27 protein-coding genes are annotated in these 22,811 nt (G+C 71.5%); 17 read left to right on the forward strand and 10 right to left on the reverse strand.

Annotated features, from left to right (window positions below; all coding sequences use genetic code 11):
• Window positions 1–323 (forward strand): transposase (locus BLQ91_RS39330; protein ID WP_143023099.1); only part of this gene is annotated, 323 nt, incomplete at its 5' end.
• Between the two features lie 114 nt (window positions 324–437).
• Here the strand turns inward: BLQ91_RS39330 and BLQ91_RS39335 are convergent.
• Window positions 438–902, reverse strand: coding sequence for a PPOX class F420-dependent oxidoreductase (locus BLQ91_RS39335; protein WP_090105606.1), 465 nt, complete (start codon window positions 900–902; stop codon window positions 438–440).
• Window positions 903–912: 10 nt separating this feature from the next.
• Here BLQ91_RS39335 and BLQ91_RS39340 point away from each other — a divergent pair, with 10 nt between their 5' ends.
• A complete protein-coding gene (locus BLQ91_RS39340; RefSeq protein ID WP_218130578.1) occupies window positions 913–1,755 on the forward strand; it encodes an alpha/beta fold hydrolase in 843 nt (280 codons plus the stop codon).
• 25 nt (window positions 1,756–1,780) lie between these two features.
• Here the strand turns inward: BLQ91_RS39340 and BLQ91_RS39345 are convergent, their stop codons facing one another.
• From BLQ91_RS39345 to BLQ91_RS39355, 3 genes are all read right to left on the reverse strand, one after another.
• The gene (locus BLQ91_RS39345; protein WP_090105608.1) at window positions 1,781–2,983 is read right to left on the reverse strand and encodes a GGDEF domain-containing protein; all 1,203 of its coding nucleotides are present in this window, start codon (window positions 2,981–2,983) and stop codon (window positions 1,781–1,783) included.
• Window positions 2,984–3,252: 269 nt separating this feature from the next.
• On the reverse strand, window positions 3,253–4,452 hold the full coding sequence (locus BLQ91_RS39350; protein ID WP_090105610.1) for an MFS transporter: 1,200 nt from the start codon (window positions 4,450–4,452) through the stop codon (window positions 3,253–3,255).
• 3 nt (window positions 4,453–4,455) lie between these two features.
• The gene (locus BLQ91_RS39355; RefSeq protein WP_245734311.1) at window positions 4,456–5,949 is read right to left on the reverse strand and encodes a carboxylesterase/lipase family protein; all 1,494 of its coding nucleotides are present in this window, start codon (window positions 5,947–5,949) and stop codon (window positions 4,456–4,458) included.
• Between the two features lie 159 nt (window positions 5,950–6,108).
• Between BLQ91_RS39355 and BLQ91_RS39360 the strand changes: the two genes are divergently transcribed.
• Genes BLQ91_RS39360 through BLQ91_RS39370 form a run of 3 tightly spaced genes read left to right on the forward strand, consistent with a single transcriptional unit; the run spans window position 6,109 to window position 8,993 of the window.
• Window positions 6,109–6,765, forward strand: coding sequence for an HAD family hydrolase (locus tag BLQ91_RS39360; protein WP_245734313.1), 657 nt, complete (start codon window positions 6,109–6,111; stop codon window positions 6,763–6,765).
• On the forward strand, window positions 6,762–7,778 hold the full coding sequence (locus BLQ91_RS39365) for a phosphotransferase family protein (RefSeq protein WP_090105614.1): 1,017 nt from the start codon (window positions 6,762–6,764) through the stop codon (window positions 7,776–7,778). The genes BLQ91_RS39360 and BLQ91_RS39365 overlap by 4 nt, the downstream gene beginning before the upstream one ends.
• 3 nt (window positions 7,779–7,781) lie before the next feature.
• The gene (locus tag BLQ91_RS39370) at window positions 7,782–8,993 is read left to right on the forward strand and encodes an acyl-CoA dehydrogenase family protein (protein ID WP_090105616.1); all 1,212 of its coding nucleotides are present in this window, start codon (window positions 7,782–7,784) and stop codon (window positions 8,991–8,993) included.
• On the opposite strand, the gene BLQ91_RS39375 is transcribed toward BLQ91_RS39370, so the two are convergent.
• Genes BLQ91_RS39375 through BLQ91_RS39385 form a run of 3 tightly spaced genes read right to left on the reverse strand, consistent with a single transcriptional unit; the run spans window position 8,990 to window position 10,553 of the window.
• A complete protein-coding gene (locus tag BLQ91_RS39375) occupies window positions 8,990–9,346 on the reverse strand; it encodes a VOC family protein (protein WP_090105618.1) in 357 nt (118 codons plus the stop codon). The genes BLQ91_RS39370 and BLQ91_RS39375 overlap by 4 nt on opposite strands.
• A 9-nt stretch (window positions 9,347–9,355) precedes the next feature.
• Complete coding sequence (locus BLQ91_RS39380) at window positions 9,356–10,066, reverse strand: poly-gamma-glutamate hydrolase family protein (protein ID WP_245734315.1); 711 nt, start codon at window positions 10,064–10,066, stop codon at window positions 9,356–9,358.
• 55 nt (window positions 10,067–10,121) lie between these two features.
• Window positions 10,122–10,553, reverse strand: a complete 432-nt coding sequence (locus tag BLQ91_RS39385; RefSeq protein WP_090105620.1) for an Hsp20/alpha crystallin family protein — start codon at window positions 10,551–10,553, stop codon at window positions 10,122–10,124.
• Window positions 10,554–10,660: 107 nt separating this feature from the next.
• Here BLQ91_RS39385 and BLQ91_RS39390 point away from each other — a divergent pair, with 107 nt between their 5' ends.
• Window positions 10,661–11,209, forward strand: a complete 549-nt coding sequence (locus BLQ91_RS39390) for a hypothetical protein (RefSeq protein ID WP_090105623.1) — start codon at window positions 10,661–10,663, stop codon at window positions 11,207–11,209.
• Here the strand turns inward: BLQ91_RS39390 and BLQ91_RS39395 are convergent.
• Both BLQ91_RS39395 and BLQ91_RS39400 read right to left on the reverse strand, forming a co-directional pair.
• Window positions 11,183–12,046, reverse strand: a complete 864-nt coding sequence (locus tag BLQ91_RS39395; protein ID WP_245734316.1) for a S66 peptidase family protein — start codon at window positions 12,044–12,046, stop codon at window positions 11,183–11,185. The two genes, BLQ91_RS39390 and BLQ91_RS39395, sit on opposite strands and share 27 nt — an antisense overlap.
• Window positions 12,043–13,929, reverse strand: coding sequence for a dipeptidyl-peptidase 5 (locus tag BLQ91_RS39400; RefSeq protein WP_090105625.1), 1,887 nt, complete (start codon window positions 13,927–13,929; stop codon window positions 12,043–12,045). Before BLQ91_RS39400 ends, BLQ91_RS39395 begins: the two co-directional genes overlap by 4 nt.
• Window positions 13,930–14,007: 78 nt before the next feature.
• Here BLQ91_RS39400 and BLQ91_RS39405 point away from each other — a divergent pair, with 78 nt between their 5' ends.
• The 6 genes from BLQ91_RS39405 to BLQ91_RS39430 all read left to right on the forward strand — a co-directional run bounded on the left by BLQ91_RS39405 (window position 14,008) and on the right by BLQ91_RS39430 (window position 18,668).
• Complete coding sequence (locus BLQ91_RS39405; protein WP_090105627.1) at window positions 14,008–14,574, forward strand: DUF3090 domain-containing protein; 567 nt, start codon at window positions 14,008–14,010, stop codon at window positions 14,572–14,574.
• A 1-nt stretch (window position 14,575) separates the two neighbouring features.
• On the forward strand, window positions 14,576–15,361 hold the full coding sequence (locus BLQ91_RS39410) for an SCO1664 family protein (RefSeq protein WP_090105629.1): 786 nt from the start codon (window positions 14,576–14,578) through the stop codon (window positions 15,359–15,361).
• 66 nt (window positions 15,362–15,427) lie between these two features.
• Window positions 15,428–16,462, forward strand: a complete 1,035-nt coding sequence (locus BLQ91_RS39415) for a S66 family peptidase (RefSeq protein ID WP_090105631.1) — start codon at window positions 15,428–15,430, stop codon at window positions 16,460–16,462.
• Window positions 16,463–16,612: 150 nt separating this feature from the next.
• Complete coding sequence (locus BLQ91_RS39420) at window positions 16,613–17,041, forward strand: hypothetical protein (protein ID WP_090105633.1); 429 nt, start codon at window positions 16,613–16,615, stop codon at window positions 17,039–17,041.
• Window positions 17,042–17,148: 107 nt separating this feature from the next.
• Window positions 17,149–17,850 (forward strand): aminoglycoside phosphotransferase family protein, encoded by a 702-nt coding sequence (locus BLQ91_RS39425; protein ID WP_090105636.1) that lies wholly within the window; start codon window positions 17,149–17,151, stop codon window positions 17,848–17,850.
• An 11-nt stretch (window positions 17,851–17,861) separates the two neighbouring features.
• Window positions 17,862–18,668 carry a DUF3097 domain-containing protein gene (locus BLQ91_RS39430; RefSeq protein ID WP_090105638.1) on the forward strand — a complete coding sequence of 269 codons (807 nt, stop codon included), beginning with the start codon at window positions 17,862–17,864 and terminating at the stop codon, window positions 18,666–18,668.
• Here the strand turns inward: BLQ91_RS39430 and BLQ91_RS39435 are convergent.
• Window positions 18,649–19,215, reverse strand: a complete 567-nt coding sequence (locus tag BLQ91_RS39435; RefSeq protein WP_090105641.1) for a dihydrofolate reductase family protein — start codon at window positions 19,213–19,215, stop codon at window positions 18,649–18,651. The two genes, BLQ91_RS39430 and BLQ91_RS39435, sit on opposite strands and share 20 nt — an antisense overlap.
• 159 nt (window positions 19,216–19,374) lie before the next feature.
• Here BLQ91_RS39435 and BLQ91_RS39440 point away from each other — a divergent pair, with 159 nt between their 5' ends.
• From BLQ91_RS39440 to BLQ91_RS39460, 5 genes are all read left to right on the forward strand, one after another.
• Window positions 19,375–19,800 (forward strand): NfeD family protein, encoded by a 426-nt coding sequence (locus BLQ91_RS39440; protein WP_090105643.1) that lies wholly within the window; start codon window positions 19,375–19,377, stop codon window positions 19,798–19,800.
• A gap of 23 nt (window positions 19,801–19,823) precedes the next feature.
• Window positions 19,824–21,029 carry an SPFH domain-containing protein gene (locus BLQ91_RS39445; RefSeq protein WP_425412581.1) on the forward strand — a complete coding sequence of 402 codons (1,206 nt, stop codon included), beginning with the start codon at window positions 19,824–19,826 and terminating at the stop codon, window positions 21,027–21,029.
• Window positions 21,030–21,517: 488 nt separating this feature from the next.
• A complete protein-coding gene (locus BLQ91_RS39450) occupies window positions 21,518–22,030 on the forward strand; it encodes a hypothetical protein (protein WP_143023100.1) in 513 nt (170 codons plus the stop codon).
• A 22-nt stretch (window positions 22,031–22,052) separates the two neighbouring features.
• Window positions 22,053–22,508, forward strand: coding sequence for a hypothetical protein (locus tag BLQ91_RS39455; protein WP_143023101.1), 456 nt, complete (start codon window positions 22,053–22,055; stop codon window positions 22,506–22,508).
• 57 nt (window positions 22,509–22,565) lie between these two features.
• Window positions 22,566–22,811, forward strand: a 246-nt coding sequence (locus BLQ91_RS39460) for a helix-turn-helix domain-containing protein (RefSeq protein WP_143023102.1), incomplete at its 3' end; no start/stop codon positions are given.

Consider the following 22,811-nt stretch of genomic DNA (forward strand, 5'->3'; position numbering starts at 1 on the left):
GTCCGGGCGCGGTGGCCGCGGACAAGGCGTATTCCTCCAAGGCCAACCGGGCTTATCTGCGTCGCCGGCGGATCACCGCGGTGATCCCGGAGAAGACCGACCAGCAAGCCAACCGGAAGAACAAGGGCTCGGCCGGAGGGCGACCGGTCTCCTTCGATCCCACGCTCTACAAACGGCGCAACACCGTTGAACGCTGCTTTCAGAAGATCAAGACATGGCGTGGCCTGGGCACACGCTATGACAAGTCACCACACAGCTACGAAGCCGGATTACGCCTGCGGGCAGCGGTCATGTGGTTGAGGACCCTGACCTCGACCACATGATCCAAACCTCAAACAGCTCCTAGTGCTCGGCCCGGAACGTTGCCGGGTGGGTTCGCGGCGTGGTGCCGCCCCTGCGTGAAGTGCCCAGCCGACGTTCCGGGGTGAGCTACCAGGTCATTGCTGCAGTTCGGGTGGGAAGCCGCCGGTGGCGATGGGGCCCCAGCTGTCGATGGTGATGCGGATGAGGGCTTTGCCCTGGCGGAGCATGGCGGCGCGGTACTCGTCCCAGTCGGGGTGTTCGCCCGCGATGCAGCGGTAGTAGTCGACGAGGGCGTCGAGGGCGTCGGGGAGGTCGAGGACTTCGGCGGTGCCGTCGATCTGGACGTAGGCGCCGTCCCAGTCGTCGGAGAGCACGCACAGGGTGACGGCGGGGTTGCGGCGGGCGTTGCGGACCTTGGCGCGCTGGGGGTAGGTGGAGACGACGATGCGGCCCCGGGCGTCGAGGCCGCAGGAGACGGGGGAGACCTGCACGCCGTCGGTGCTGCTGCGGCGGGTGATGAGCACGCCGTGGTGGCGGGGGCGCAGGAACTCGAGCAGCTGCGGCCGGTCGACCCGGTCGGACGTGGCGATCTTCGGCATGATGTGCAGCATGGCACGGTTCACCTCGTTCGACGGGACGGAGCTCGCCTACCGAGAGGTCGGTGGGGGTGCTCCGCTGGTGGTGCTGGCCGGTGGTCCCGGCCGGGCTTCGGAGTACCTGGAGACGCTGGGCGGGTTGGAGGGGTCGCGGCGGCTGGTGGTGCTGGACAACCGGGGGACGGGGGAGTCCGGTGAGCCGGCGGATCGGTTGACCTATCGGCGGGACCTGCTGGTGCGGGACGTGGAGATGTTGCGCCGGCACCTGGGGCTCGCGGTGGTGGACGTGCTGGGGCATTCGGCGGGTGCGGGGATCGCGATGGGGTACGCGGCGGATTTCCCGGACCGGGTGGGGAAGCTGGTGCTGCTGACGCCGGCGTTGCGCAGTGTGGGGTTGTCGCCGGAGCGGGGCGACTGGGACGTGTTCCTGGCGGGGCGGGCCGGTGAGCCGTGGTTCGAGGCGGCGGCGACGGCGCTGCGGCGCACCGGGGAGGGTGACGTCTCGGTGGAGAACCGGGTGGCGGTGTCTCCGTTGCTGTACGCGCGGTGGGACGAGCGGGCGCGGGCGCACGCCCGGGCTGAGTTGGGGCAGTGGAACTGCGAGGCGGCGCGGGGCTACAACGCCGAGGGTGCGTTCGTGCCGGGGGTGTTGCGGCGGGCGTTGGTGGAATTCGGCCACCCGGTGCTGGTGTACGCGTGTTCGGAGGATCCGATCTCGCCGGTGCGGCGGTGCCGGGAGTTGGCGGAGCTGTTTTCCGATGTGACGGTGTTCGTGCACGAGGGTGTGGGGCACTACCCGTGGGTGGAGGACCCGGACACGGTCGCGCGGCAGGTGGAGGCGTTCCTGCGGGGCTGATCGGGCGGGGGCCTGATGGGGTGGGTCAGCGGGCGGCGGCGGTGGCGACGCGGTCGCGGCCGTTGTTCTTGGCCTGGTAGAGGGCTTCGTCGGCGGCGAGCAGCAGCGGGGACAGGTCGGTGGCGTTGTCGGGGAACACGGCGGCGCCGACGGAGGCGGTGAGGCCGGAGACGACCTGTTCGCGGCCGAGGCGGTCGACGGCGACGATGTGCAGGCTCGCGATCTCGAAGCGGATGCGTTCGGCGGTGGCGCGGACCTCGTCGGTGCTGACGCCGGGCAGCAGGACGGCGAACTCCTCGCCGCCGAAGCGGCCGACGAGGTCGTAGGAGCGCACGGAGTGCTTGAGGGCGTCGGCGACGGCGCGCAGGACCTTGTCCCCGGCGAGGTGGCCGTAGGTGTCGTTGATCTGTTTGAAGTGATCGAGGTCGAGGATCAGCACGCCGACGGTGGACAGCAGGCGGCGGGCGCGTTCGATCTCGCGGCCGGCGACGTCGTGCCAGAAGGTGGCGTCGACGAGGCCGGTCTTGGAGTCGGTGCGGGCAGCGACGCGGAACTGGGGCAGCAGCAGGCCCATGTGCAGGGCCAGGACGGTGAGCAGCAGCAGCGGGGTGAGCCAGGGGCGGCTGCTCATCATGATCGCGAGTACGGAGCCCAGGCCGATGGAGGCGAGGATGATCAGCTGGTCGGAGGCGTTGCCCAGGGCGGCGCGGGAGGGCTGGTCGCGGTTGGTCATGACGATGGCGCCGACGACGAGGGCGTAGTTGACGAGCCAGTAGACGAGGCCTGCGCTGGTGAGGGCGATCAGCCCGACGGGTCCGTCGACGTCGAGGGGCTGGTTCGAGAAGGTGCGAAGGACGAGTTGCGCGGCGGCGCATGCGAGTACGACGGTGGCCGCGGAGAACACCTTGCGGAACAGGACGGCGCGCCGTTTGTAGACCCGGAGCCACGCGTGCAGGTAGCTGATGGTGATCAGCGCGACCAGCAGGGGCATCGGTAGTACGAGCACGCCCGCGAACAGCCACACGGACTGCATGTGGGCGTGCGGCGAGCCTTCGCGGGAGATCTCGCGGATCCGCTCGATTCCCTGTGCGGCTTCGAGGTGCAGCACGGCGCCGCCGGCGAGCAGCAGGAACAACGGCCAGGTCAAGGTCTCGGCAGGGGTACGCCATGCGGTGGCGACCGTGACGAGGGACGCCGAAACGCCCACCGTCACGACATAGGCCAGCACCGCAGGAGGAAGCGACCATAACCTCCATCGGCGCGGGTCGAGCCCAGGCACGCTGCCACCCCCACACCACCGTCAGGAAGAAACAACTGTAGCTACCGGGTAACTCAAAGTCGTGGCTCCATGTGGGGGACCTCACCCTGAGTAGTGCTCACGGTTTTCCGCACCCCTTTTTCCGCATTCTCGAAGGAGATCCGTCATGATCGTTCGCACCTCCTCCCCGCGTCCCGTCCGCCCGAACGACTGGCAGCGTCCCAACGACTGGCAGCGCCCTAACGACTGGCGTTCGAGCGAGAGCCGCTGACCCACCACACCAGCGCCGCACCGCCTGCCGCGAGCACGCCGAGTGCTCCGGCGGCGGCGATGACGAGGTGCGCGGCGAGTCGTTCGGCGGCCACGCCGGCCAGGGCCACCCCGAGGCCCTGGGAGACTCGCAGCGCGGTGACGGCCAGGCCGAACGCCTGTCCGCGTGAGGAGTCCGGAACCGCGCGCACGAAGGTGGTGTTGGCGGTCAGGTGGTAGGCGCTGGCCGCTCCGGACAGCGCGAACAACCCCACGCTGACGGTCAGGCCCGGCCGTGTCGCGGCCGGGAGGAGAGCGGCGCAGGCGGCGATCGCGAGCCAGGGCATCAGCCGCAGTTGCCGCTGGTGGTCCAGGCGTGCGAGGAGGAGCATCCCGATGGCGGCTCCGGCGGCGTAGGCGCCGAAGATGAGTCCGACTCCGGCGGGTCCGGCGCCGAGCTGTGCCGAGTAGGGCGCGGCGAGGGCTTCGCCGGCGATGTAGAAGCCGGAGACGCAGGCGAGGGCGAGCAGTGCGCGCAGTCGCCGGTCACCCCACACCAGTCGTGTCCCGCCGACGAGGTCGGCGGGCCAGGCCCGCGTGTGTGTGCCGCGTGGTGCGGGCCGGTCGAGCAGGAACATCCCGGTGAGCACCGCGGCGAGCAGGAATGTCACGGCGTCGGCGATGAGCACGGGTCCGGGTCCGAGCAGTGCCACGAGGGCTCCGCCGCCGACGAACCCGGCGACCTGCGCGATCTGGGTGACGGTGCTGAGCACCGCCTGGCCCGGTGGGTAGTGGTGGTCGGGCAGGATCTGCGGCAGCAGCGCCGCCCGCGCGGCTGCGTGGGGTGCGCCGGCGAGCTGGACGAGCACCAGCACCGCGGCGAGCAGCCACAGCGGCATCCCGGGGATGACCATGGCGAGCAGCAGTGCGGCGCGGGTGAGGTCGGCGGCGAGCATGACGTCCTTGCGGGCGAACCGGTCGGCCAGGCCGGAGAGCAGCGGCCCGCCGACCAGGTCCGGCAGGAACGTCAGCGCGTAGGTCAGCGCGGTCAGGCCGGTGCTGGCGGTGCGGTCGTAGACGTGCACCGTGAGCGCGACCCTCGCGAACTGGTCTCCGGCGACTGACACCGCGTGCGCCACGAACAGCGCGCGGAACTCGGTGTCACGGGCGAGATCGCGGTATCCGGGCACGCTCTACAGGATGGACGACCAGAACTCGCACCGGTGGTCGCGGACGAAGTCGGTCGCGCCGGTCGCGCCGGGTGCGAAGGACTGGACGGGGGCACGCCAGCCGGGGGCGCCGGTGCGGGCGAACCGTCCCCACGCCGCGAGCATGTGGTCCGACACGCGGCGCTGTGCCGGGGTGAGGGTCTGGCCCAGGTCGAACAGCATCAGCAGCTCGGAGCCGTGGTAGGCGCCGTACTCGGGGAACGGCGGCAGGTCCGGGAAGATCATCGGCACGTCCGGGTCGGCGAACTCGTAGCCGGACACGCGGGTGTGCCGGCCCAGCTGGTCGCGGGTGTCCTGGGAGGGGCAGGCCCACGAGCGGTCGGTCAGCAGGTGGGCGATCTCGTCGCGCGCGTCGCCGTTGCCGTTGACGGGGTAGCGCGCCGCGACCGGTGCCGCGTCCGTTCCGAAGATCGTGGTCAGCAGTGCGCCGTAGGAGGTCTCGGGCAGCGGCTGCGGCCAGAACAGCGGCGCGAACAGGGTCATCTCGTCGTGGGTGGAGCCCACCAGGGTCGGTACGCGGTGCATCCGGCCGGTGCGCTGCGCCACGACGGGGTCGATCGGGAGCACGGCGGTGTCGAACGACGGCGAGGTGAACCGCTCGTGCAGCGTCAGCAGCGCCGGCACCGGCTGTGCGCGCAGGCACGCGATGTCCGCGCAGCCCAGCGCGCCGGCTCCGGCCTGTTCGGTGGCGGTGCGCGAGCGCCACACGCCCGTGAACTCGCCGGGGGTGGTGAACGACGGCAGTTCGAGCCCGCACGGCCCGGACTGGATGATCGCCTTGGCGAACAGGCCCGCCGCGCGCGGTGAGGCCAGTTGGGCGCACACGCTCAGGCCGCCCGCGGACTCGCCGAACACCGTCACGTTGCGCGCGTCGCCGCCGAACGCCCGTGCGTTGCGCTGCACCCACCGCAGCGCGGCTTGCTGGTCGGCGAGCCCGAACGCCCCGGAGCCCGCGAGCCCGGGGTGCCCGAAGAACCCGAACACGCCGAGCCGGTAGTTCACGGTGACCACGACGGCGTCGTTGCGGGCGGCCAGCCACGTCGCGTCGTACATCGACGCCGTTCCGGAGGTGAACCCGCCGCCGTGGATCCACACCATGACCGGCCGTGGTGTGCGCGAGTGCCGGGCCGGTGTGGTGACGTTGAGGTACAGGCAGTCCTCGGCTTCCGAGCCGGGTTGGCCCAGCTGCGGGTTCTGCGCGCACCGCGGTGCGGGCCTCGTGGCATCCCGCACGCCGCGCCACGGCGGGACGGGCTGCGGGTCGCGCCACCGGTTGTCCCCGACCGGGGCGGCGGCGAACGGGATGGCGCCGAAGGTCCGCACCGCCCCCGTCGCCGTTCCCCGCACGGCTCCCTTGTCCGTGCGCACCACGGTGGCACCGCCGTCGGCGGCAGCGGGGCTCACCATCACCGCACACGCCATCACGGCGGACACGACCGCCGACAGCAACGTCCTCACATCAACCCCAGTTCACCGGTCCGTCAGTGCCTTTCGGGTTCGAACGTAGCGAGATCCAGGCATCCGGGAAAGCGGATGAAGAGGGCTTGGGGGTCCTCCGAAGGTCGTTGCCGACGGCACCGGTTGCCCACATACCGACCGGTCGGTACCCTCCGTTCCGTGGGTGACTCAACGCTTCCGCGGCGGCCCGAGGTCGACGCGCTCGTCTTCGACTGGGGCGGCGTCCTGACCGTCTCCGTGCCCGAGTTCGTCGGCGCCTGGCTGCACGCCGAGGCCATCGACCGCGAGGTCTACGGCCGCATCATGCGCGACTGGCTCGGCCGCGACGCCCTGCCCGGCAACCCGGTCTTCCGCCTGGAGACCGGCGAGCTGACCGTGGCCGAGTTCGAACGGCTGCTCGCCGCCGAGCTCATCACCACCAGCGGCGCGAAGATCGACCAGAACGGGCTGCTCAAGCGCATGTTCGGCGGCGCCACCCCCGACCCGGCGATGGTCGAGCTCGTCCGCACCGCCCGCGCCGCCGGCCTGCACACCGCGCTGCTGTCCAACAGCTGGGGCGAGGGCTACCCCGGGGACCTGCTGCTCGAGCTGTTCGACACCATCGTCATCAGCGGCCGCATCGGCCTGCGCAAACCCGACGAGCGCATCTACCGCCACACCCTCGAGCGGATCGGCGTCCCCGCCGGCCGCGCGGTGTTCTTCGACGACGCCCCCGTCAACGTCGAAGCCGCCCAGGCCGTCGGCATGCACGCCTTCCGCCACACCGGCGCCGACGCCACCCGCGCTCACCTCGCCACCCTCGGAGTGAACCTGTGACCGACCTCCCCGGCCTCGACCTGGCCGCGCTCGCCACCCACCTCGGCACGGGCCCGCTGACCGGCGAGCTGTTCCGCGGCGGCCGCTCCAACCTCACCTACCGCGTCAGCGACGGCACCGACAGCTGGGTGCTGCGCCGCCCGCCGCTGGGCCACGTCCTGGCCACCGCCCACGACATGGCCCGCGAGTTCCGCGTCATCTCCGCCCTGGCCGGCACCACCGTGCCCGTGCCCGGCGCCCGCCTGCTCGTCGAGGACACCTCCGTCATCGGCGCGCCGTTCTACCTCATGGACGAGATGCCCGGCGCCGCCCTGCGCGAGCGCTCCCAGTGCCCGTGGCTGAGCGCCGAGCAGGCCACCGCCCTGTCCGGGCGGCTGGTCGACGTGCTCGCCGACCTGCACTCGGTCGACCCCGCCTCCGTCGGCCTGCAGGACTTCGGCCGCCCCGACGGGTTCCTCGCCCGGCAGGTCACCCGGTGGGGCAAGCAGCTCGACGCCTCCCGCAGCCGCGACCTGCCCGGCATCGACGACCTGCGCGACAAGCTCGCCGGCACCGTCCCCGACTCGCCGCGCGCCACGATCATCCACGGCGACTTCCGCCTCGACAACGCCCTCGTCACCCGCGACCCGCTCGGCATCAGCGCCGTCCTGGACTGGGAGATGGCCACCCTCGGCGACCCGCTCGCCGACCTCGGCCTGCTCTACGTCTACTGGGAGGGCCTGGGCGCCGACCCGCGCGCCGGCAGCGACCCCATCACCGGCGGCGTCACCTCGCTGCCCGGGTTCCTCACCGCCGACGAGCTCGTCGCCCGCTACACCGCCCGCACCGGCACCGACACCTCCGGGCTGGGCTGGTACATCGCCTTCGGCTACTTCAAGCTCGCCGTCATCGTCGAGGGCATCCACTTCCGCTTCGCCAGCGGCAAGACCGTCGGCGCCGGCTTCGACAAGCTCGGCGCGTTCACCGTTCCCCTCGTGCGGCAGGGACTCGCCGCGGCCCACAAGGAGCTCTGAGTCATGGACTTCGCCTACGACGCCAAGACCGAGGAACTGCGCGGCAAGCTCCTCGCGTTCATGGACTCCCACGTCCACCCCGCCGAAGCGGTGCTCGAGCGGCAGCTACACGACGCCGCCGACCCGTGGCAGCGCCAGCCGGTCCTCGACGAGCTCAAGGCCGAGGCCCGCCGCCAGGGCCTGTGGAACCTCTTCCTGCCCGACGCCGAGCACGGCGGCGGCCTGACGAACCTGCAGTACGCGCCGCTCGCCGAGATCACCGGCCGCAGCCCCCACCTCGCCCCCGAAGCCCTCAACTGCGCCGCCCCGGACACCGGCAACATGGAGGTGCTGGCGATGTTCGGCACCGACGAGCAGAAGAAGCAGTGGCTGCAGCCGCTGCTCGACGGCGAGATCCGCTCGGCGTTCTGCATGACCGAACCCGACGTCGCCTCCTCCGACGCCACCAACATCGCCACCCGCATCGAACGCGACGGCGACGACTACGTCATCAACGGCCGCAAGTGGTGGTCCTCCGGCGCGATGAACCCCAACTGCGCCATCTTCATCGTCATGGGCAAGACCGACCCCGGCGCCGACCGCCACCGCCAGCAGTCGCAGATCCTCGTGCCCCGCGACACCCCCGGCGTCACCATCGAGCGCGAGATGCGCGTCTTCGGCTACGGCGACCACGCCCACGGCGGCCACGCCGAGATCGTCTTCGACGACGTCCGCGTCCCCGCCACCAACCTCATCGCCGGCGAGGGCGAGGGCTTCGCCATCGCCCAGGCCCGCCTGGGACCCGGCCGCATCCACCACTGCATGCGCCTGATCGGCATGGCCGAACGCGCCCTGGAGCTGATGTGCCGCCGCGCCGTCTCGCGCGTGGCGTTCGGCAAGCCCATCGCCACCCAGGGCGTCGTGCAGGAGTGGATCGCCGAGGCCCGCGTGCGCATCGAACAGGCCCGCCTGCTGGTGCTCAAGACCGCGTGGCTGATGGACACCGTCGGCAACAAGGGCGCCCACACCGAGATCCAGGCCATCAAGATCGGCACCCCGCTGATGACCGAATGGGTCCTCGACAAGGCCATCCAGGCCCACGGCGCCGGCGGCGTCAGCCAGGACACCCCGCTCGCCGAGCTGTGGGTCGCCGCCCGCACCCTGCGCCTGGCCGACGGGCCCGACGAGGTGCACCGCATGTCGCTGGCCAAGCGCGAGCTCAAGAAGTACCTCTAGTCCAGGAACAGGCAGAACGGGTGACCGTCCGGGTCGAACAGGACCCGGACGTCGTCCTGCGGCTGCACCTCGGCGAGCACCGCCCCGCACGCCAGGGCGTGCTCCACCGCCGCGTCCAGGTCGTCGACCTGCACGTCCAGGTGCTGCGACGCCGTCTGCGCGCCCGCCCGGGCCGGCCACACCGGCCGCCGGAAGTGCCGCTCGAACTCGAACCCGAGCGACAACCCGCCCGGCGTCCTCACCAGCGCCCAGCCCTCATCGGCGGTCTCGACGGTGCCGCCGAGCAGCCGCGCGTAGAACGCGGCGAGTGCCTGCGGCCGGGAGGTGCCGACGGTGACCGAGGTCAGACGCATGGCCCGACGCTAGTGCGTCGCCTCGCGCGCCGCGAGCGCCGCCCGGCAGGCGTGCACGAAGTCCCAGAACACCTCGGTCGTGGTGTGCTTGCGGTCCGAGCGCGAGTTCTCGGAGAACATCGCCGTGCGCAGGGGAGTGGTCAGCTCCAGCTGACCGCCCTGGCGCGAACGGGTGCGGTTGGCGATGTTGGACCGGTCGGAACCACCCAGCACCGGGTGGTCGGCCGCGTCGACGGTGTGGAAACCGGCGCGGCGCAGCCGGGTCAGCAGCTCCAGGCGCAGCACCGCGTCGCGGCCGCCGACCAGCACCGCCCGGTCGTGGTCCTCCAGGCCCGCCGCGGCGGCGGTGCAGCCGTGCAGGCCCAGTGCGTGCGTGGCGCCGGAGACCAGGGTGCGGGCCACGCGGTCGTCGCAGTTCGACGACGTCACGTGCAGCTCGTCGTTCGCGACCGGCCGCAGGCCCTCGAACATCCAGAAGTCGTGCGTCTGGCCGATCGGCACCCGCGTGGACGGGTGGAAACCCGCTATCGCCAGGCACAGCTCCGAGGTGCCGACTTCGATGCCGCCGCCGTGCGGGGCCAGGACGACCGACGGGGTGCGGGGACGGTGCCGCTTGAAGCGGCGCCGGTAGTCCACCCGTTGCACCAGTCGGGGATCGGCGTAGAGGTCGGAATTGGACGCGTAGACGTCCAACGCCGCCCACTGAGGCTGGGGTCTCATGGCGGGCGGAAGCCTACCCGGCATCACCCGGTCGGCCGCCGCCCGCCAGGGGGTGTCACGCGTCGATCTGCCTGGGCGTCTCGTCTGCCGAGGTGATGGCGATCTTGCGGGGCTTGGCGCGCTCCGCGATCGGGATCCGCAGCGTCAGCACACCCGCGTCGTACTTCGCGTCGATGCGGTCGGTGTCGAGGGTGTCGCCGAGGAACAGCTGCCGCGAGAACACACCCAGCGGCCTCTCTGACACCTGCATCTCGACGTCCTTGCCCACCGGGCGGCGCTCCGCCTTCACGGTCAGCACGTTGCGCTCGACGTCGAGCTCGATGGCGTCGGGTGCGACGCCCGGAAGGTCGAACGACACCACGAACTCGTCACCGTCGCGGTAGGCGTCCATCGGCATCGCCGTCGGCCGCGACCACGTCCCGGTCGTGCCGAACATCTGCTGGGTCAGCCGGTCGAGTTCGCGGAACGGGTCAGTGCGCATCAACATCTGACACCTCCAGTCGTCTTCTCGTGGACTGTCAATGCGCTGCACCACTGTTGTAGCATGTCGTCGGAACGATGACAAGCGCAGATTGTCGTCGAAAGGATGACACCATGACGAGTGACTACGAGACCGTCCGGTCCGCGGCCGCCTCACCCGGCAGCGCCACCGAGGTGCTCGCGGCGTTGATGCTGCTCCGGCAGCTGCGCGACGAACTGTCCGGGTGGGAGCCCCAGCTCATCGAAGCCGCACGGGAACTCGGCACCAGCTGGGCCGACCTCGCCCCGGCCCTGGGCGTCGCCAGCCGCCAGGCCGCGGAGAAGCGCTACCTGCGCGTGCGGCGCACCGGCGAGAGCAGCACCGGCGACGAACGCGTGCAGGCCGAACGCGACCGGCGCGCCGGTGACAAGGCCGTCGCCGCCTGGGCCCGCGAGAACGCCGCCGTGCTGCGCGGGCTCGCCGCCCGCGTCGGCCCGCACGACGCGGGCGTGCAGCAAGCCCTCGGGGGAGAGGACGCCGCCGGGCTGCTCGCACCCCTGGCCGACGCCGGACCCGGCCTGCGCGCGGGGCAGCCCGCGCTCGCCGAGCAGATCGCCGGCATCGGCGAGCACACCGACAGGCTGCGCGCCGACGCGCTACAGCAGCGTCAGCGAACCGGCTGAGGCGTCCAGCTCGGCCGGCACGCCCAGGGGCAGCGACCACGAGCCGGCGCAGTGGCCGAACCCGAACTCGCCCAGCACCGGCACACCCAGCCCGCACAGGCGGTCGGCCAGCACCGCCGAGACGTCACCGCAGTCCGTCCACGACCCGAGCACGATGCCCGACACCGGCGCGAACCAGCCCGCCCGCAGCAGTTGGGTGAGGATCCGGTCCAGCCGGTAGGGCTCCTCGCCGATGTCCTCGAGCACCGCGATCGCCCCCGGCGCCGGCGCGGCCCACCGCGGCCCGCCCACCGACGCCGCCAGCAACGCCGCGTTCCCGCCCGTGAGCACCCCGCGGGCGGTACCGGGCACCACGGTCGTCCCGGCCCGCCACGACCGCCTGCCGGTGAACAGCACCTCGTGCAGCCGCTGCTGGGCCAAGGGGTCGTCGACGAAGTCCGCGGTGCCCGGCATCGGCCCGAACACCGTCGCCATGCCCACCGCGTTGAGCTCCGCGTGCAGCACCGTCACGTCCGAGGACCCCACGAACACCCGCGGCGGCAACGTCTCCCACGGCACGAGGTCGGTCATCCGCAGACACCCGTAGCCGCCGCGCACGCAGAACACCGCCGCCACGTCCGAACACCACGCCGACACGAACTCCTCGGCCCGTGCCCGGTCCGAGCCCGCCAGATACGGCAACGACCACGACTCCACCACAGGTGCGGTGACCTCCAGGCCCCACGAGCGCAGCACCCGCGCGCCCGCGGCCACCCTCGACGCCATGGCCGGACCGGCCGGGGACACCAGCGCGACCCGGTCCCCGGCCGACAGCAGGCCCACCCGGTCCTGGATCAACGGCCCAGTTCCAGCACCGGCACACCCGGCGGCACGAACCCGAACGCCTGCCCGTACAACGACAGCTCCGCCTCCAGCGCCGCCCTGATGTTCTCGGCCTTGCGGAAGCCGTGCTGCTCACCTTCGAACGTGAGGTACGCGTGCGGGATCCCCGACCCGGCCAGGTCCGCGGCGAACCGGTTCGCCTGCTCCGGCGGGCAGATCTCGTCCTCCAGGCCCTGCAGCAGCAGCACCGGGCCCGACACCGACCGCGCCTTGTTCGACGGCGAGCGTTCGGCGTAGCGCTGCGCGGCCTCGGGCAGCGCGCCGGCCAGGCCCTCGACGTAGCGCGACTCGAAGTCGTGCGTCTCCCCGCCCTGCGACGTCCAGCCCGCCAGGTCCAGGATCGGGAACGCGACCATGCCGCACCGGTAGACCCGCGTCGAGGTCAGCGACGCCGCCGCCGTCCAGCCGCCCGCCGAGCCGCCGCGGATGCCCAGCCGCGCCGGGTCCGCGACGCCCTCCTCCGCCAGCCGCCGGGCCACGAACGCGCAGTCCTGCACGTCCACGACACCCCACTGCCCGCGCAGCCGCTCCCGGAACGCCCGCCCGTAGCCGGTGGAGCCGCCGTAGTTCACCGCCACCACGCCGATGCCGCGGCTGGTGAAGTAGGCGATGTCGGTGTCGAGCTTCGGCAACGCCCGGCCCGTCGGACCGCCGTGCACGTGCACCACGTACGGCGGCAGCTCGTCCTGCGGCCCGGCGAAGTCCGGGTTGGACGGCGCGTAGACGTAGGCCGGGATGTCGCCGAACACGCGCTCCATCGGCACCGGCAGGTACGCCGAGACCGGCGACCGCTGCCCGCCGGTGAGGTAGGTCAGCTCCCCGTTGGACAGGTCCAGGCGCACCACGGCGTAGTCCGACGTCGGCCCCGCCGCGCCGCACACCACCACGCCGTCGCGCACCGACAGGTCCGCCGCCCACGTCGGCAGGTCGGTCTGCACGTCGGTCACCGTCGCGCTGCGCTCGTCGAGCACCGCCAGGTGACCCGAGCGCACCACCAGGTAGCGGCCCGGTGAGAGCGTGGCGAACCAGCGGTTGCCCAGCCGCCACATCGGCCCGCCCAGCTCCTGCTCGCACGGCGCCAGGTTCTCGCGGCTGCCGTCGGGACGGACGCGGAAGAGGTTCCACCAGCCGTCCGGGTCGGTCAGCGCCAGCAGGTCCTCGCCCTCCCACTCGAACTGGCACACCGCCTCGGTCTCCGAGCCCGTGACGACGCGGTGCTCCGACGAGCCGACGTCGGCCACGCACAGCTCGGTGCCGTCCCACGGCATCTGCGGGTGGTTCCAGCCGATCCAGGCGAACCTCGTGCCGTCCGGGCTGAGCTTGGGGCCGGTCATGAAGTGGTGCGACGCCCCCAGCACCCGGACCTCACCGGAACGGGTGATCGCGACCAGGTCGCGGTGCACGTCGGTGCGCGCGTCACCGGTGACGCTCTCGCGCACGCACCACACCTCGCCGTCCGGGCCCGCGGACAGGTCGGAGTAGCGCACGCCGTGGTGGCGGCGCGGCGCCTCGGTCAGCGGCACGGGCTCGGGCGAGGCGGGGTCGAACACGTAGACGCGCTGGTCCTCCCAGTGCGTGAACGCCACCCTGTCGTGCGCCAGGACCACGAACGGGCGGCCGCCGTACTCGTGCACCCGGTTGCGGGCGTTCCACGGCGCGGGCAGCACCTCCACGCCGTCGCGCACCAGAGCCACCCTGCCACCCTCGGCGGGCCTGCTCTCGGCCCACCACACCTGCTCACCGTGCAGGTCGGCCCACTGGAACCCGCCGCCGGTCGCGCCGGTGTCGCCGGCCGTGATCGGCGAGGTCCAGGTCCCGTACGAAGCGATCTTCACCACAGCCCGACCCTATACGCGGAGTGTTTGGTGGGGGAGGACCTGCCGACGATCTCCGCGTGGCCTAGGGTCGTAGGTGCCATGGCTCGCGTCATCCACGTATTCCGCGCACCCGACCGGTTCATCGCCGGGACCGTCGGGCAGCCCGGCGACCGCACCTTCTACCTGCAGGCCTCCGAGCAGAGCAGGTTGATCAGCGTCGCGCTCGAGAAGCAGCAGGTCCAGGTCCTCGCCGAACGCATCGGCTCGCTGCTCGAGGAGGTGCACCGCCGCTTCGGCACCGACGTGCCCGACGACGCGCCGCCCGACGACCTCGACACACAGCCCCTCGACGTCCCCGTCGAGGAGGAGTTCCGGGTCGGCACCATGGGCCTGGGCTGGGACGCCGAGTCCAAGGCCGTCGTCATCGAGCTCCTCGCGATCTCCGAGGAGGAGGTCGACGAGGCCGTCGTGCTCGACGACACCGAGGAAGGCCCCGACGCCGTGCGGGTGTTCCTGTCGCCCTCGGCCGCCCGCGCCTTCGCCGAACGCGCCGACCGCGTCGTCAACGCGGGCCGCAAACCGTGCCCGCTGTGCGCCGAACCGCTCGACGCGGAAGGCCACATCTGCCCGCGGCAGAACGGCTACCGCCGCAGCGAAGAAGACTGACGTGGACACCTCCGCGGCCCTGCGGTTGCTCGAACACGGCCGCATCGAGGTGGAAGGACGCCTCGTCGACGCCTCCAACGCGACCCTGTTCTGCAAGATCTCGCTCGACGGCGTCGACGCCCAGTGCGTCTACAAGCCCGTGCGCGGCGAGCGTCCGCTGTGGGACTTCCCCGACGGCACCCTCGCCGGCCGCGAGGTGGCGACCTACCTGATCTCCGCCGCGTCCTTCGGCCTCGTCCCGCCGACCGTGCTGCGGCCGGGCCCGTTCGGCACCGGCATGGTGCAGCTGTGGGTCGAGACCCGCGAGGAGGACGAGCTCGTCGACATCGTCGGCGTCGACGACGTCAAACCCGGCTGGATCCCCGTCTTCCACGCCCACGACCGCTTCGGCGACCCCGCCGTCCTCGTGCACGCCGACCACCCCCGCATCGCCGCCATGTCCGCCTTCGACGTCGTCGTCAACAACGCCGACCGCAAGGGCGGTCACGTCCTGCACGCCGTCGACGGCTCCGTGCACGGCGTCGACCACGGCATCTGCCTGCACGCCGAACCCAAGCTGCGCACCGTGCTGTGGGGCTGGGCCCGCGAACCGCTGCCCGACCACGTCCTGGAGCCGCTGCGCCGGCTGCGGCCGGCGCTGGACGGCGAGCTGGGGGAGTCGCTGCACGAGCACCTCACCCGCGCCGAGGTGCGGGCCGTGGGCGAGCGGGTGGACAAGCTGCTGGCCGCCGGGACGTACCCGGAGCCGTCCGGGGACTGGCCCGCCATCCCCTGGCCCGCCTTCTAGATCAACCGCTCGGCCAGGCCGGTGAGCGCACGTCCCGGGCGCGGGCCGTCACCACGCTGCGCACCCATGTCGTCGATCAACCCACCGAAGCCCCGGCCCGGCGACCGGGTCGCGGTCGTCTCCCCGGGCGCCGGCGTCGCGGGCCTGTTCCCCCTGCCCCACGAGCTGGGCCTGCACCGCCTGAGAACGGACTTCGGCCTGATCCCCGTCGAGTACCCGGCCACCCGCAAGATGGGCTCCACCCCTCGGGAACGGGCCGACGACCTGCACGCGGCCTTCGCCGACCCCGACATCAAGGCGGTCATCGCCACGATCGGCGGCGACGACCAGATCACCGTCCTCAAGCACCTCGACGACGACCTCGTCAAGGCCAACCCCAAGCCGTACTTCGGCCACAGCGACAACACCAACCTGCTGGTGTGGCTGCACAACCACGGCATCCGGAGCTTCCGCGGCGGCAGCGTCATGGTCCAGTTCGGCCGGCCGGTCGCCATGCACCCGGCCACCCGCGACTCCCTCGAAGCCGCCCTGTTCACCGCGGGCGAGTACCGGCTGCGGGAGTCCACCGCCCACGGCGACAAGGACAGCCCCTGGGACGACCCGCGCACCTTCGACACCGAACCCGTCCTGGAACCGAGCGGCGGCTGGACCTGGCACCAGCCGCACCACGCGGTGACAGGGCGGTCGTGGGGCGGCAACCTCGAGGTCCTGTCGTGGCTGATGATGGCCGGCAAGGAGATCGACGACCCCGAGCACTACGCCGGCAAGGTCCTGTTCTTCGAGACCAGCGAGGAGATGCCCTCCGCCACCGAGGTCTACCGCATCCTGCGCCACATGGGCGAACGCGGCCTGCTGCGGCAGTTCCCGGCGGCGCTCGTCGGTCGCCCCACGACCTGGTCCTCCGACAACCGGACCACCGACCGCGCCATCTACACCGCCCGGCAGCGCGAGGCGGTGCTCAGGGCGTTCGGCGAGTACGCGCCCGACACGATGATCGTGTTCGACGTCGACCTCGGCCACACCGACCCGCAGGTCGTCATCCCCGTCGGTGGACCGGTCGAGGTCGACGGCCCGCGGCGCACGATCACCGTCACCTGCTGATCCCCGTCACCTGCTGATCAGCGAACCCTCTGCCGCCGATGGACACAGGCCAAATGAGATGGCGGGTGTTTGACGCACGGCTGGGCCTGGCCCTATCTTCATTCGTTCTGACCTGCGGAAACATCGAACTGTGCGTGCGGACTCGGTGAGATGACCTCTTTCGAGCGGATCGTCGTGGTGGGCGCGGCCGGCCTCGGTGCGTGGGCGGCCGCCTGCCTCGCGCGCCGGTTCGGGCCCGTGCACCTGATCGGTCCCGGCGGGGAGCGGCTCGCCGACGCCGGTGTCCGGCACCACCCGCACGCCACCGTCCGCGACCTCGACCTCGACACGCCCGCGGTCATCGTCGAGAACGACGGCGGGCGGTTGCAGCGGCTGGTGTGCGACCGGCTGGTCGTGGTGGGGTGGCCGGTGCCGCTGCTGCCGGTCAACCGGTGGGTCGTGGACGGCAAGGTCGCCATCGCCGGGGACGACGCGGACCTGCGGCTGCTGTCGACCTGCTTCGACGCCAACGGCCTGTGGCGGCCCGCGCTCGCCGACTACCAGCTGCGCCGCCAGTCCGGAGCGGGCTCCCTGCTCTGAACCGGACTCCTGACGCGGCCCCGGCGGGCTCGGTAGCGTGGACGCCTGCCCCACGGCCGAGCTGAGGGACGCGAGATGGCACACCCGGCACGCGGGACCGGCGCACCGTGATCGACGACGCCGCCCGGGCACGGCTGGTCCGGCGGTTCGGCGACGACGTGACCGGGTGGGTCGACGCCCTGCCCGGCCTGGTCGCCGAGCTCACCGCCCGCTGGGACCTCACGCTCGTCGAGCACGTGCCCGGCGGCACCGGCGCGACCTTCCTGTGCACCGGCGCGGTCCTCAAGCTCACCCCCGACCTCGGTCTCGCCGCCCTCGAGGCCCGCGCGCTCACCGCCTGGGCCCGCACCGGCGCGGTGGTCGACCTGCTCGGCACCGACCTGCCGCGCGGCGCCCTGCTGCTCGAACGGATCCACCCCGGCACCCCCGCGACCGACCCGGCCCAGGTCGTGCCGCACCTGCACGACGCACCGCCTGAGGGGTTCCCGCCGCTGCTGGCCCGCGTCGACTTCCTGTTCGAGACCCTGCTGACCCGCCGCACCGGCACCTACTACGCCACCGAACACCGCCGTGCGCGCAAACTCGCGCAAGACAACGTCACACCTGTGCTGCTGCACGGCGACATGCACCCCGGCAACGTCCTGCAAGGACCACACGGGCCCCGGGCCATCGACCCGAGGGCCTGCGTGGGCGACCCGGCGGTCGACTGGTGCGACTTCGTGCACGGCGGCTACGACCTGCACGGCGCGGACGTCGACCTCGACCGCGTCCACGAGTGGCTCACCGCCTTCGCGCCGTTCTACGACTAGGGTCGGGCACCGTGCGTTCCCACGACTACGGCCGCGACGTCCTGTCCGGTCGCAAGCGCAAGAAGGTCCCCGAGATCCCGGCCGAACCAGGCCTCGTCGTGGAGGACCCCGCCAGCGGTTTCTGCGGCGCGGTCGTGAAGTTCGAGTACGGCCAGGTCGTGCTCGAAGACCGCCACGGCCGGCACCGGCTGTTCCCGCTCAACCCCGCCGGGTTCCTCGTCGACGGCGAACCCGTCACGCTCGTCAAACCCATGCCCCGGCAGCAGAAGACGAAGATCAGCGCGTCCGGTTCGGTCAAGGTCGAGGGACTGCGCGCGCGGACGGCCAAGGCCAGCCGCATCTGGGTCGAGGGCAAGCACGACGCCGAGCTCGTCGAACGGGTGTGGGGCCACGACCTGCGCGTCGAAGGCATCGTCGTCGAACCCCTGCACGGCGTCGACGAGCTGCCGCAGCGCATCGCCGAGTTCGAGCCCGCACCGCACCGCCGCCTCGGCGTCCTGGCCGACCACCTCGTCGCGGGCTCGAAGGAGCAGCGCGTCGTCGACCGGATCACCGACGCCGACGTGCTGGTCACCGGCCACCCCTACGTCGACATCTGGCAGGCCGTGAAGCCCGGGGCCGTCGGGATCGAGGCGTGGCCGGTCGTCCCGCGCGGCGCCGACTGGAAGACCGGCGTGTGCGCCGAGCTCGGCTGGGGCGAGACGTGGGAGGGCTGGCAGCGCGTCCTGGGCGCCGTCTCCAGCTACCGCGACATCGAGTCGGACCTGCTCGGCGCCGTCGAGCGGCTGATCGACTTCGTCACCGTCGCCCGGGACTGACCGGCGAGTAGTGCGCGACGATCACGCCCTTCGGGGTCGTGACACTGCCCGTGAGCGTGAACCGCGTCAGCGGCGCCGGCCCCTCGAACAGCCGCGCGCCGCTGCCCAGGGCCAGCGGGTGGACCACCAGCGTGTAGTGGTCGACCAGGCCGGCGGCGTGCAGCGACCGCACCAGCGCCGCGCTGCCGATGACCGCCGGCTCCCCGTCCAGGGCGGCCACGTCGTCGGTCCCGCGCAGCAGCACCGAGTTCTCCCACGCCCGAGCCGACGGCAGGCTCGCCGACACGACGTACTTCACCGCCGCGTTCATGTGCGCGGTGAACGGGTTGCCGTCGGTCGCCGACGCCCAGACGGCGGTGAAGTCCTGCCAGGTGCGGCGCCCGAACAGCATCGCGCCGCCGCGCGCCATGCCCCTGCCCATCTCGGCGGCCAGCACCTCGTCGTCGTGGACCGCGCCCCAGCCGCCGTGGGTGTCCTCGCCGGCCCGGCCCGGGCCCTGCACCACGCCGTCGAGCGTCGTGAACATCGTCGCGGAGATCGACCGCATCACTGCACCTCTTCACCCTGGGGGGAGCCTGCTCTCGGCACCTGCACGAACGGGCGAACCCGTTTTCGACCCCGGCCGTTGATCGATTTCGTCACGGTCGGGGGACCAGCACGGTGAATCCCGGCGCCGTGCGCCGCCCGTTGGTGTATGTATGGGCGCATGGCCGCGCTGATCTGGCTGATCGTCGGGATACTGCTCGTCGTCGCCGAGGTTCTCTCCGGTGACTTCGTGCTGGTCATGCTCGGCGCCGCCGCACTGGCCGCGGCGGGCGTGTCCGCACTGGGTGCCGCCGACCTGGTGAGCGTGCTCGTGTTCGCCGCGACGTCACTGGGCCTGATCGTCACGGCCCGGCCGCTGCTCAAGAAGCGCCTGCAGCTCGGGTCCGGCGTCCGCATGCACCACGAGGCGCTGCTGGGCGGCAGGGCCGTGGCGCTGTCGCGGGTGGACGAGCACGGCGGGCAGGTCAAGATCGGCGGCGAGACCTGGAGCGCGCGCACCCTCGACGGGTCCGTGGTCGAAGAAGGCGAAGCCGTCACCGTTGTCGAGATCTCGGGTGCGACCGCCGTGGTCATCGCGGCCGTGTGACCCCGTAGAAGGATGTGAACGAGTTGGACCCGATCACCCTTGTGGTCGTGGCCGTCATCGCGATCTTCGTGCTGACCATCGCCGTGAAGTCGGTGCTGGTCATCCCGCAGGCGCAGGCCGCCGTCATCGAGCGCCTCGGCCGCTTCCGCACCACCGCGGCGCCCGGCCTGAACATCATGGTGCCGTTCATCGACAAGGTGCGTGCCCGCATAGACCTGCGCGAGCAGGTCGTGTCGTTCCCGCCGCAGCCGGTGATCACCCAGGACAACCTCACCGTCTCGATCGACACGGTCGTGTACTTCCAGGTCACCGACCCGCGCTCGGCGGTGTACGAGATCTCGAACTACATCGTCGGCGTCGAGCAGCTCACGATCACGACGCTGCGCAACCTCGTCGGTGGCATGAGCCTCGAGGAGACGCTGACCTCGCGCGACCACATCAACGGCCAGCTGCGCGGTGTGCTGGACGAGGCGACCGGCCGGTGGGGCCTGCGCGTGGCCCGCGTGGAGCTCAAGTCGATCGACCCGCCGCCCTCCATCCAGGACTCGATGGAGAAGCAGATGCGCGCCGACCGCGAGAAGCGCGCCATGATCCTCAACGCCGAGGGCCAGCGCGAGTCCTCCATCAAGACCGCCGAGGGCCAGAAGCAGTCGCAGATCCTCGCCGCCGAGGGCGCCAAGCAGGCCGCGATCCTCTCGGCCGAGGGGGAGCGGCAGTCGCAGATCCTGCGCGCGCAGGGTGAACGCGCCGCCCGCTACCTGCAGGCGCAGGGCCAGGCCAAGGCCATCGAGAAGGTCTTCGGCGCGATCAAGGACGGCAAGCCCACCCCGGAGGTGCTGGCCTACCAGTACCTGCAGACGCTGCCGCAGATGGCGCAGGGCGACGCGAACAAGGTCTGGATGATCCCGTCCGACTACGGCAAGGCCCTGGAGGGCTTCGCCCGCATGCTGGGCGCGCCCGGCGACGACGGCGTCTTCCGCTACGAGGCGCCGGCCGACGACACCGAGCGGCCGAAGCCCGAGGACGACGACGAGTCGGTCGCCGCCTGGTTCGACCTCAAGTCCGACCCGAAGGTCGCCGAGGCCGTCGCCGCCGCGGAGGCGGTGGCGCGTCAAGAGGTGCCCAGCCCGCTGAGCACCCCGCCGCGGCCGGTCGCCGGCGTGGCGCCGGTGCCCGAGCTGGAGGCCGAGCAGCCGCGGTCGCTGCACCAGCCCAACGAACAGCTCTGAGCGCTCCACACGCACGCGACGGCGGCCCATCCCGATCACCGGGGTGGGCCGCCGTCATGTCTGACCAGGACGAACAGAAAGTTCCAGGAAATATTCGGGTCGTGTGTCGATCGAAGCGCCCACCCGTTCGACCTGGGCGTGAAAGGGTCCACAAGGGACCCGCACGAACCACCGGGAGAGACCACCATGAAGTTCCTGCTTCAACACCCACATCCGGGACAGATCCCGTAGCAGCGTCTTCTCGACCGCTCGTACGACCCTTGCGGCGTCATGCGGGATACACCCCAACTTTCCTTAACGGGCAAAGTCTTGGGGGATCCATGCGTGACGGAATCATACCTGCGCTCGAGTTCGGCGACGCCGCGACCGACCGAGCCGCCGAGGCGACTGGCGGTGCGTCGGCGAACGGCCTCACAGGAGTGTCCGGACCAAACCGCGCACCACGCACACTGGACTTGAGGCGGACCGAGACTCCCAGGCTCGGTGACATGCCAGCCCAGCAAAGGAAAAATCGGCAGCGGCGGCGCTACGCGGTGGCACTGCTCGACTCCGCCGGCAGGCTGACCGACCAGCATCTGTTCTCGCAGCTCGGCTGGACTCCAGGCACGCGCGTGAAAATCGGCGTGGGTGACGGCCACGAGATCGTTGTACGCCGCGATGAGCAGGGCGGCTCAGTGCTGACCTCTCGCAATATGGTGCTCGTGCCCGCGCCCCTGCGACACTGGTGCGGCTACGACGCGGGCGACCCGGTTCTGGTGGTGGCCGTCCCCTCGATGTCCGCAGTGGTGCTGCATCCCATTGAGACACTCGACCAGGCGCTGCCTGATCCCACACGAATCGTGGAGATGATGCGGCCTGCCGGCGTACCGCCCGGCCACGCAGATCCGACGCAAGCCATCAGCGCTGACGACCGTGGCGACGACGAGCTCACGACCGGGCTCGGTGCACACGGCGGCGACGTGGATGAGGACGCATCAGTTGTGGGCGGCGACCGTGAGTAAAACCCCGGCCGACGTGCAGGCAGTGATCCAGCTGATGCATCACTTGAACGTGGACCCGGAGGAACTCCTCGCCGCCGCGCGGCCGCACAACCTGGCCACTTTTGAACAGTTCGTGCCGCTGGTGCTTGAGGCGAGGAAGGGCCAGGCGACGCGGAGTCTCCTCGAGAGCTACTGCAACAGGATCGTCAGTTGTTGGGGCACACGCAGGCTGGATGAGCCGACTCCGCGCGAGGTGGGCGACCTGATCGAGCTTTTCCGAGCCACTGCGCAACGGCGCCGCGACCACACCGACGGCTCCGGCGCAGCGAAAAACGCCTACCACGCGCTGGACAGCGTGTATCGGTTCGCAGTGCAAGAGGGGGTCCTGTGGTCTCGGCAGAACCCGATGGCGTGGGGGACTAAACCTCGCCAAGCCAAGTCCAGGCGTCACGCGTTGAGCCCGCAACTAGTGCTGCATCTCAGAACGTCGACCCGGTAATCGGCCCTGTGGGTTGACGGTCCAGGCTGGTCCTCCCATGTCGAGCGGGAGGTGGTCATGGGTCGTCGTCCGGAGGTGTTCGTCCGGCCGTTGTCGATGGAAGAGGGCCGGAAGCTGGCCCGGATCGGGCGGACTGCCAAGGATCCGGTGCGGTTGCGTCGGGCGATCGTGGTGTTGATGTCCGCCCAGGGACAGGCGGTGCCTGACATCACGTCGTTGATGCAGGTCAGCGCTGATTACGTGCGTGATGTGATCCACGCGTTCAACGAGCGGGGGTTCGCGGCACTGGACCCAAAATGGAGC

Source organism: Lentzea jiangxiensis, from assembly GCF_900104175.1.
Taxonomy (GTDB): domain Bacteria; phylum Actinomycetota; class Actinomycetes; order Mycobacteriales; family Pseudonocardiaceae; genus Lentzea; species Lentzea jiangxiensis.

What these genes read in the sequence shown, in the direction of transcription:
- BLQ91_RS39335 (WP_090105606.1), bottom strand. Translation starts at nt 902, where the DNA reads ATGCCGAAGATCGCCACGTCCGACCGGGTCGACCGGCCGCAGCTGCTC.
- BLQ91_RS39340 (WP_218130578.1), top strand. Translation starts at nt 913, where the DNA reads ATGGCACGGTTCACCTCGTTCGACGGGACGGAGCTCGCCTACCGAGAG.
- BLQ91_RS39370 (WP_090105616.1), top strand. Translation starts at nt 7,782, where the DNA reads ATGGACTTCGCCTACGACGCCAAGACCGAGGAACTGCGCGGCAAGCTC.
- BLQ91_RS39375 (WP_090105618.1), bottom strand. Translation starts at nt 9,346, where the DNA reads ATGCGTCTGACCTCGGTCACCGTCGGCACCTCCCGGCCGCAGGCACTC.
- BLQ91_RS39380 (WP_245734315.1), bottom strand. Translation starts at nt 10,066, where the DNA reads ATGAGACCCCAGCCTCAGTGGGCGGCGTTGGACGTCTACGCGTCCAAT.
- BLQ91_RS39385 (WP_090105620.1), bottom strand. Translation starts at nt 10,553, where the DNA reads ATGTTGATGCGCACTGACCCGTTCCGCGAACTCGACCGGCTGACCCAG.
- BLQ91_RS39390 (WP_090105623.1), top strand. Translation starts at nt 10,661, where the DNA reads ATGACGAGTGACTACGAGACCGTCCGGTCCGCGGCCGCCTCACCCGGC.
- BLQ91_RS39405 (WP_090105627.1), top strand. Translation starts at nt 14,008, where the DNA reads ATGGCTCGCGTCATCCACGTATTCCGCGCACCCGACCGGTTCATCGCC.
- BLQ91_RS39415 (WP_090105631.1), top strand. Translation starts at nt 15,428, where the DNA reads ATGTCGTCGATCAACCCACCGAAGCCCCGGCCCGGCGACCGGGTCGCG.
- BLQ91_RS39420 (WP_090105633.1), top strand. Translation starts at nt 16,613, where the DNA reads ATGACCTCTTTCGAGCGGATCGTCGTGGTGGGCGCGGCCGGCCTCGGT.
- BLQ91_RS39435 (WP_090105641.1), bottom strand. Translation starts at nt 19,215, where the DNA reads ATGCGGTCGATCTCCGCGACGATGTTCACGACGCTCGACGGCGTGGTG.
- BLQ91_RS39440 (WP_090105643.1), top strand. Translation starts at nt 19,375, where the DNA reads ATGGCCGCGCTGATCTGGCTGATCGTCGGGATACTGCTCGTCGTCGCC.
- BLQ91_RS39450 (WP_143023100.1), top strand. Translation starts at nt 21,518, where the DNA reads ATGCCAGCCCAGCAAAGGAAAAATCGGCAGCGGCGGCGCTACGCGGTG.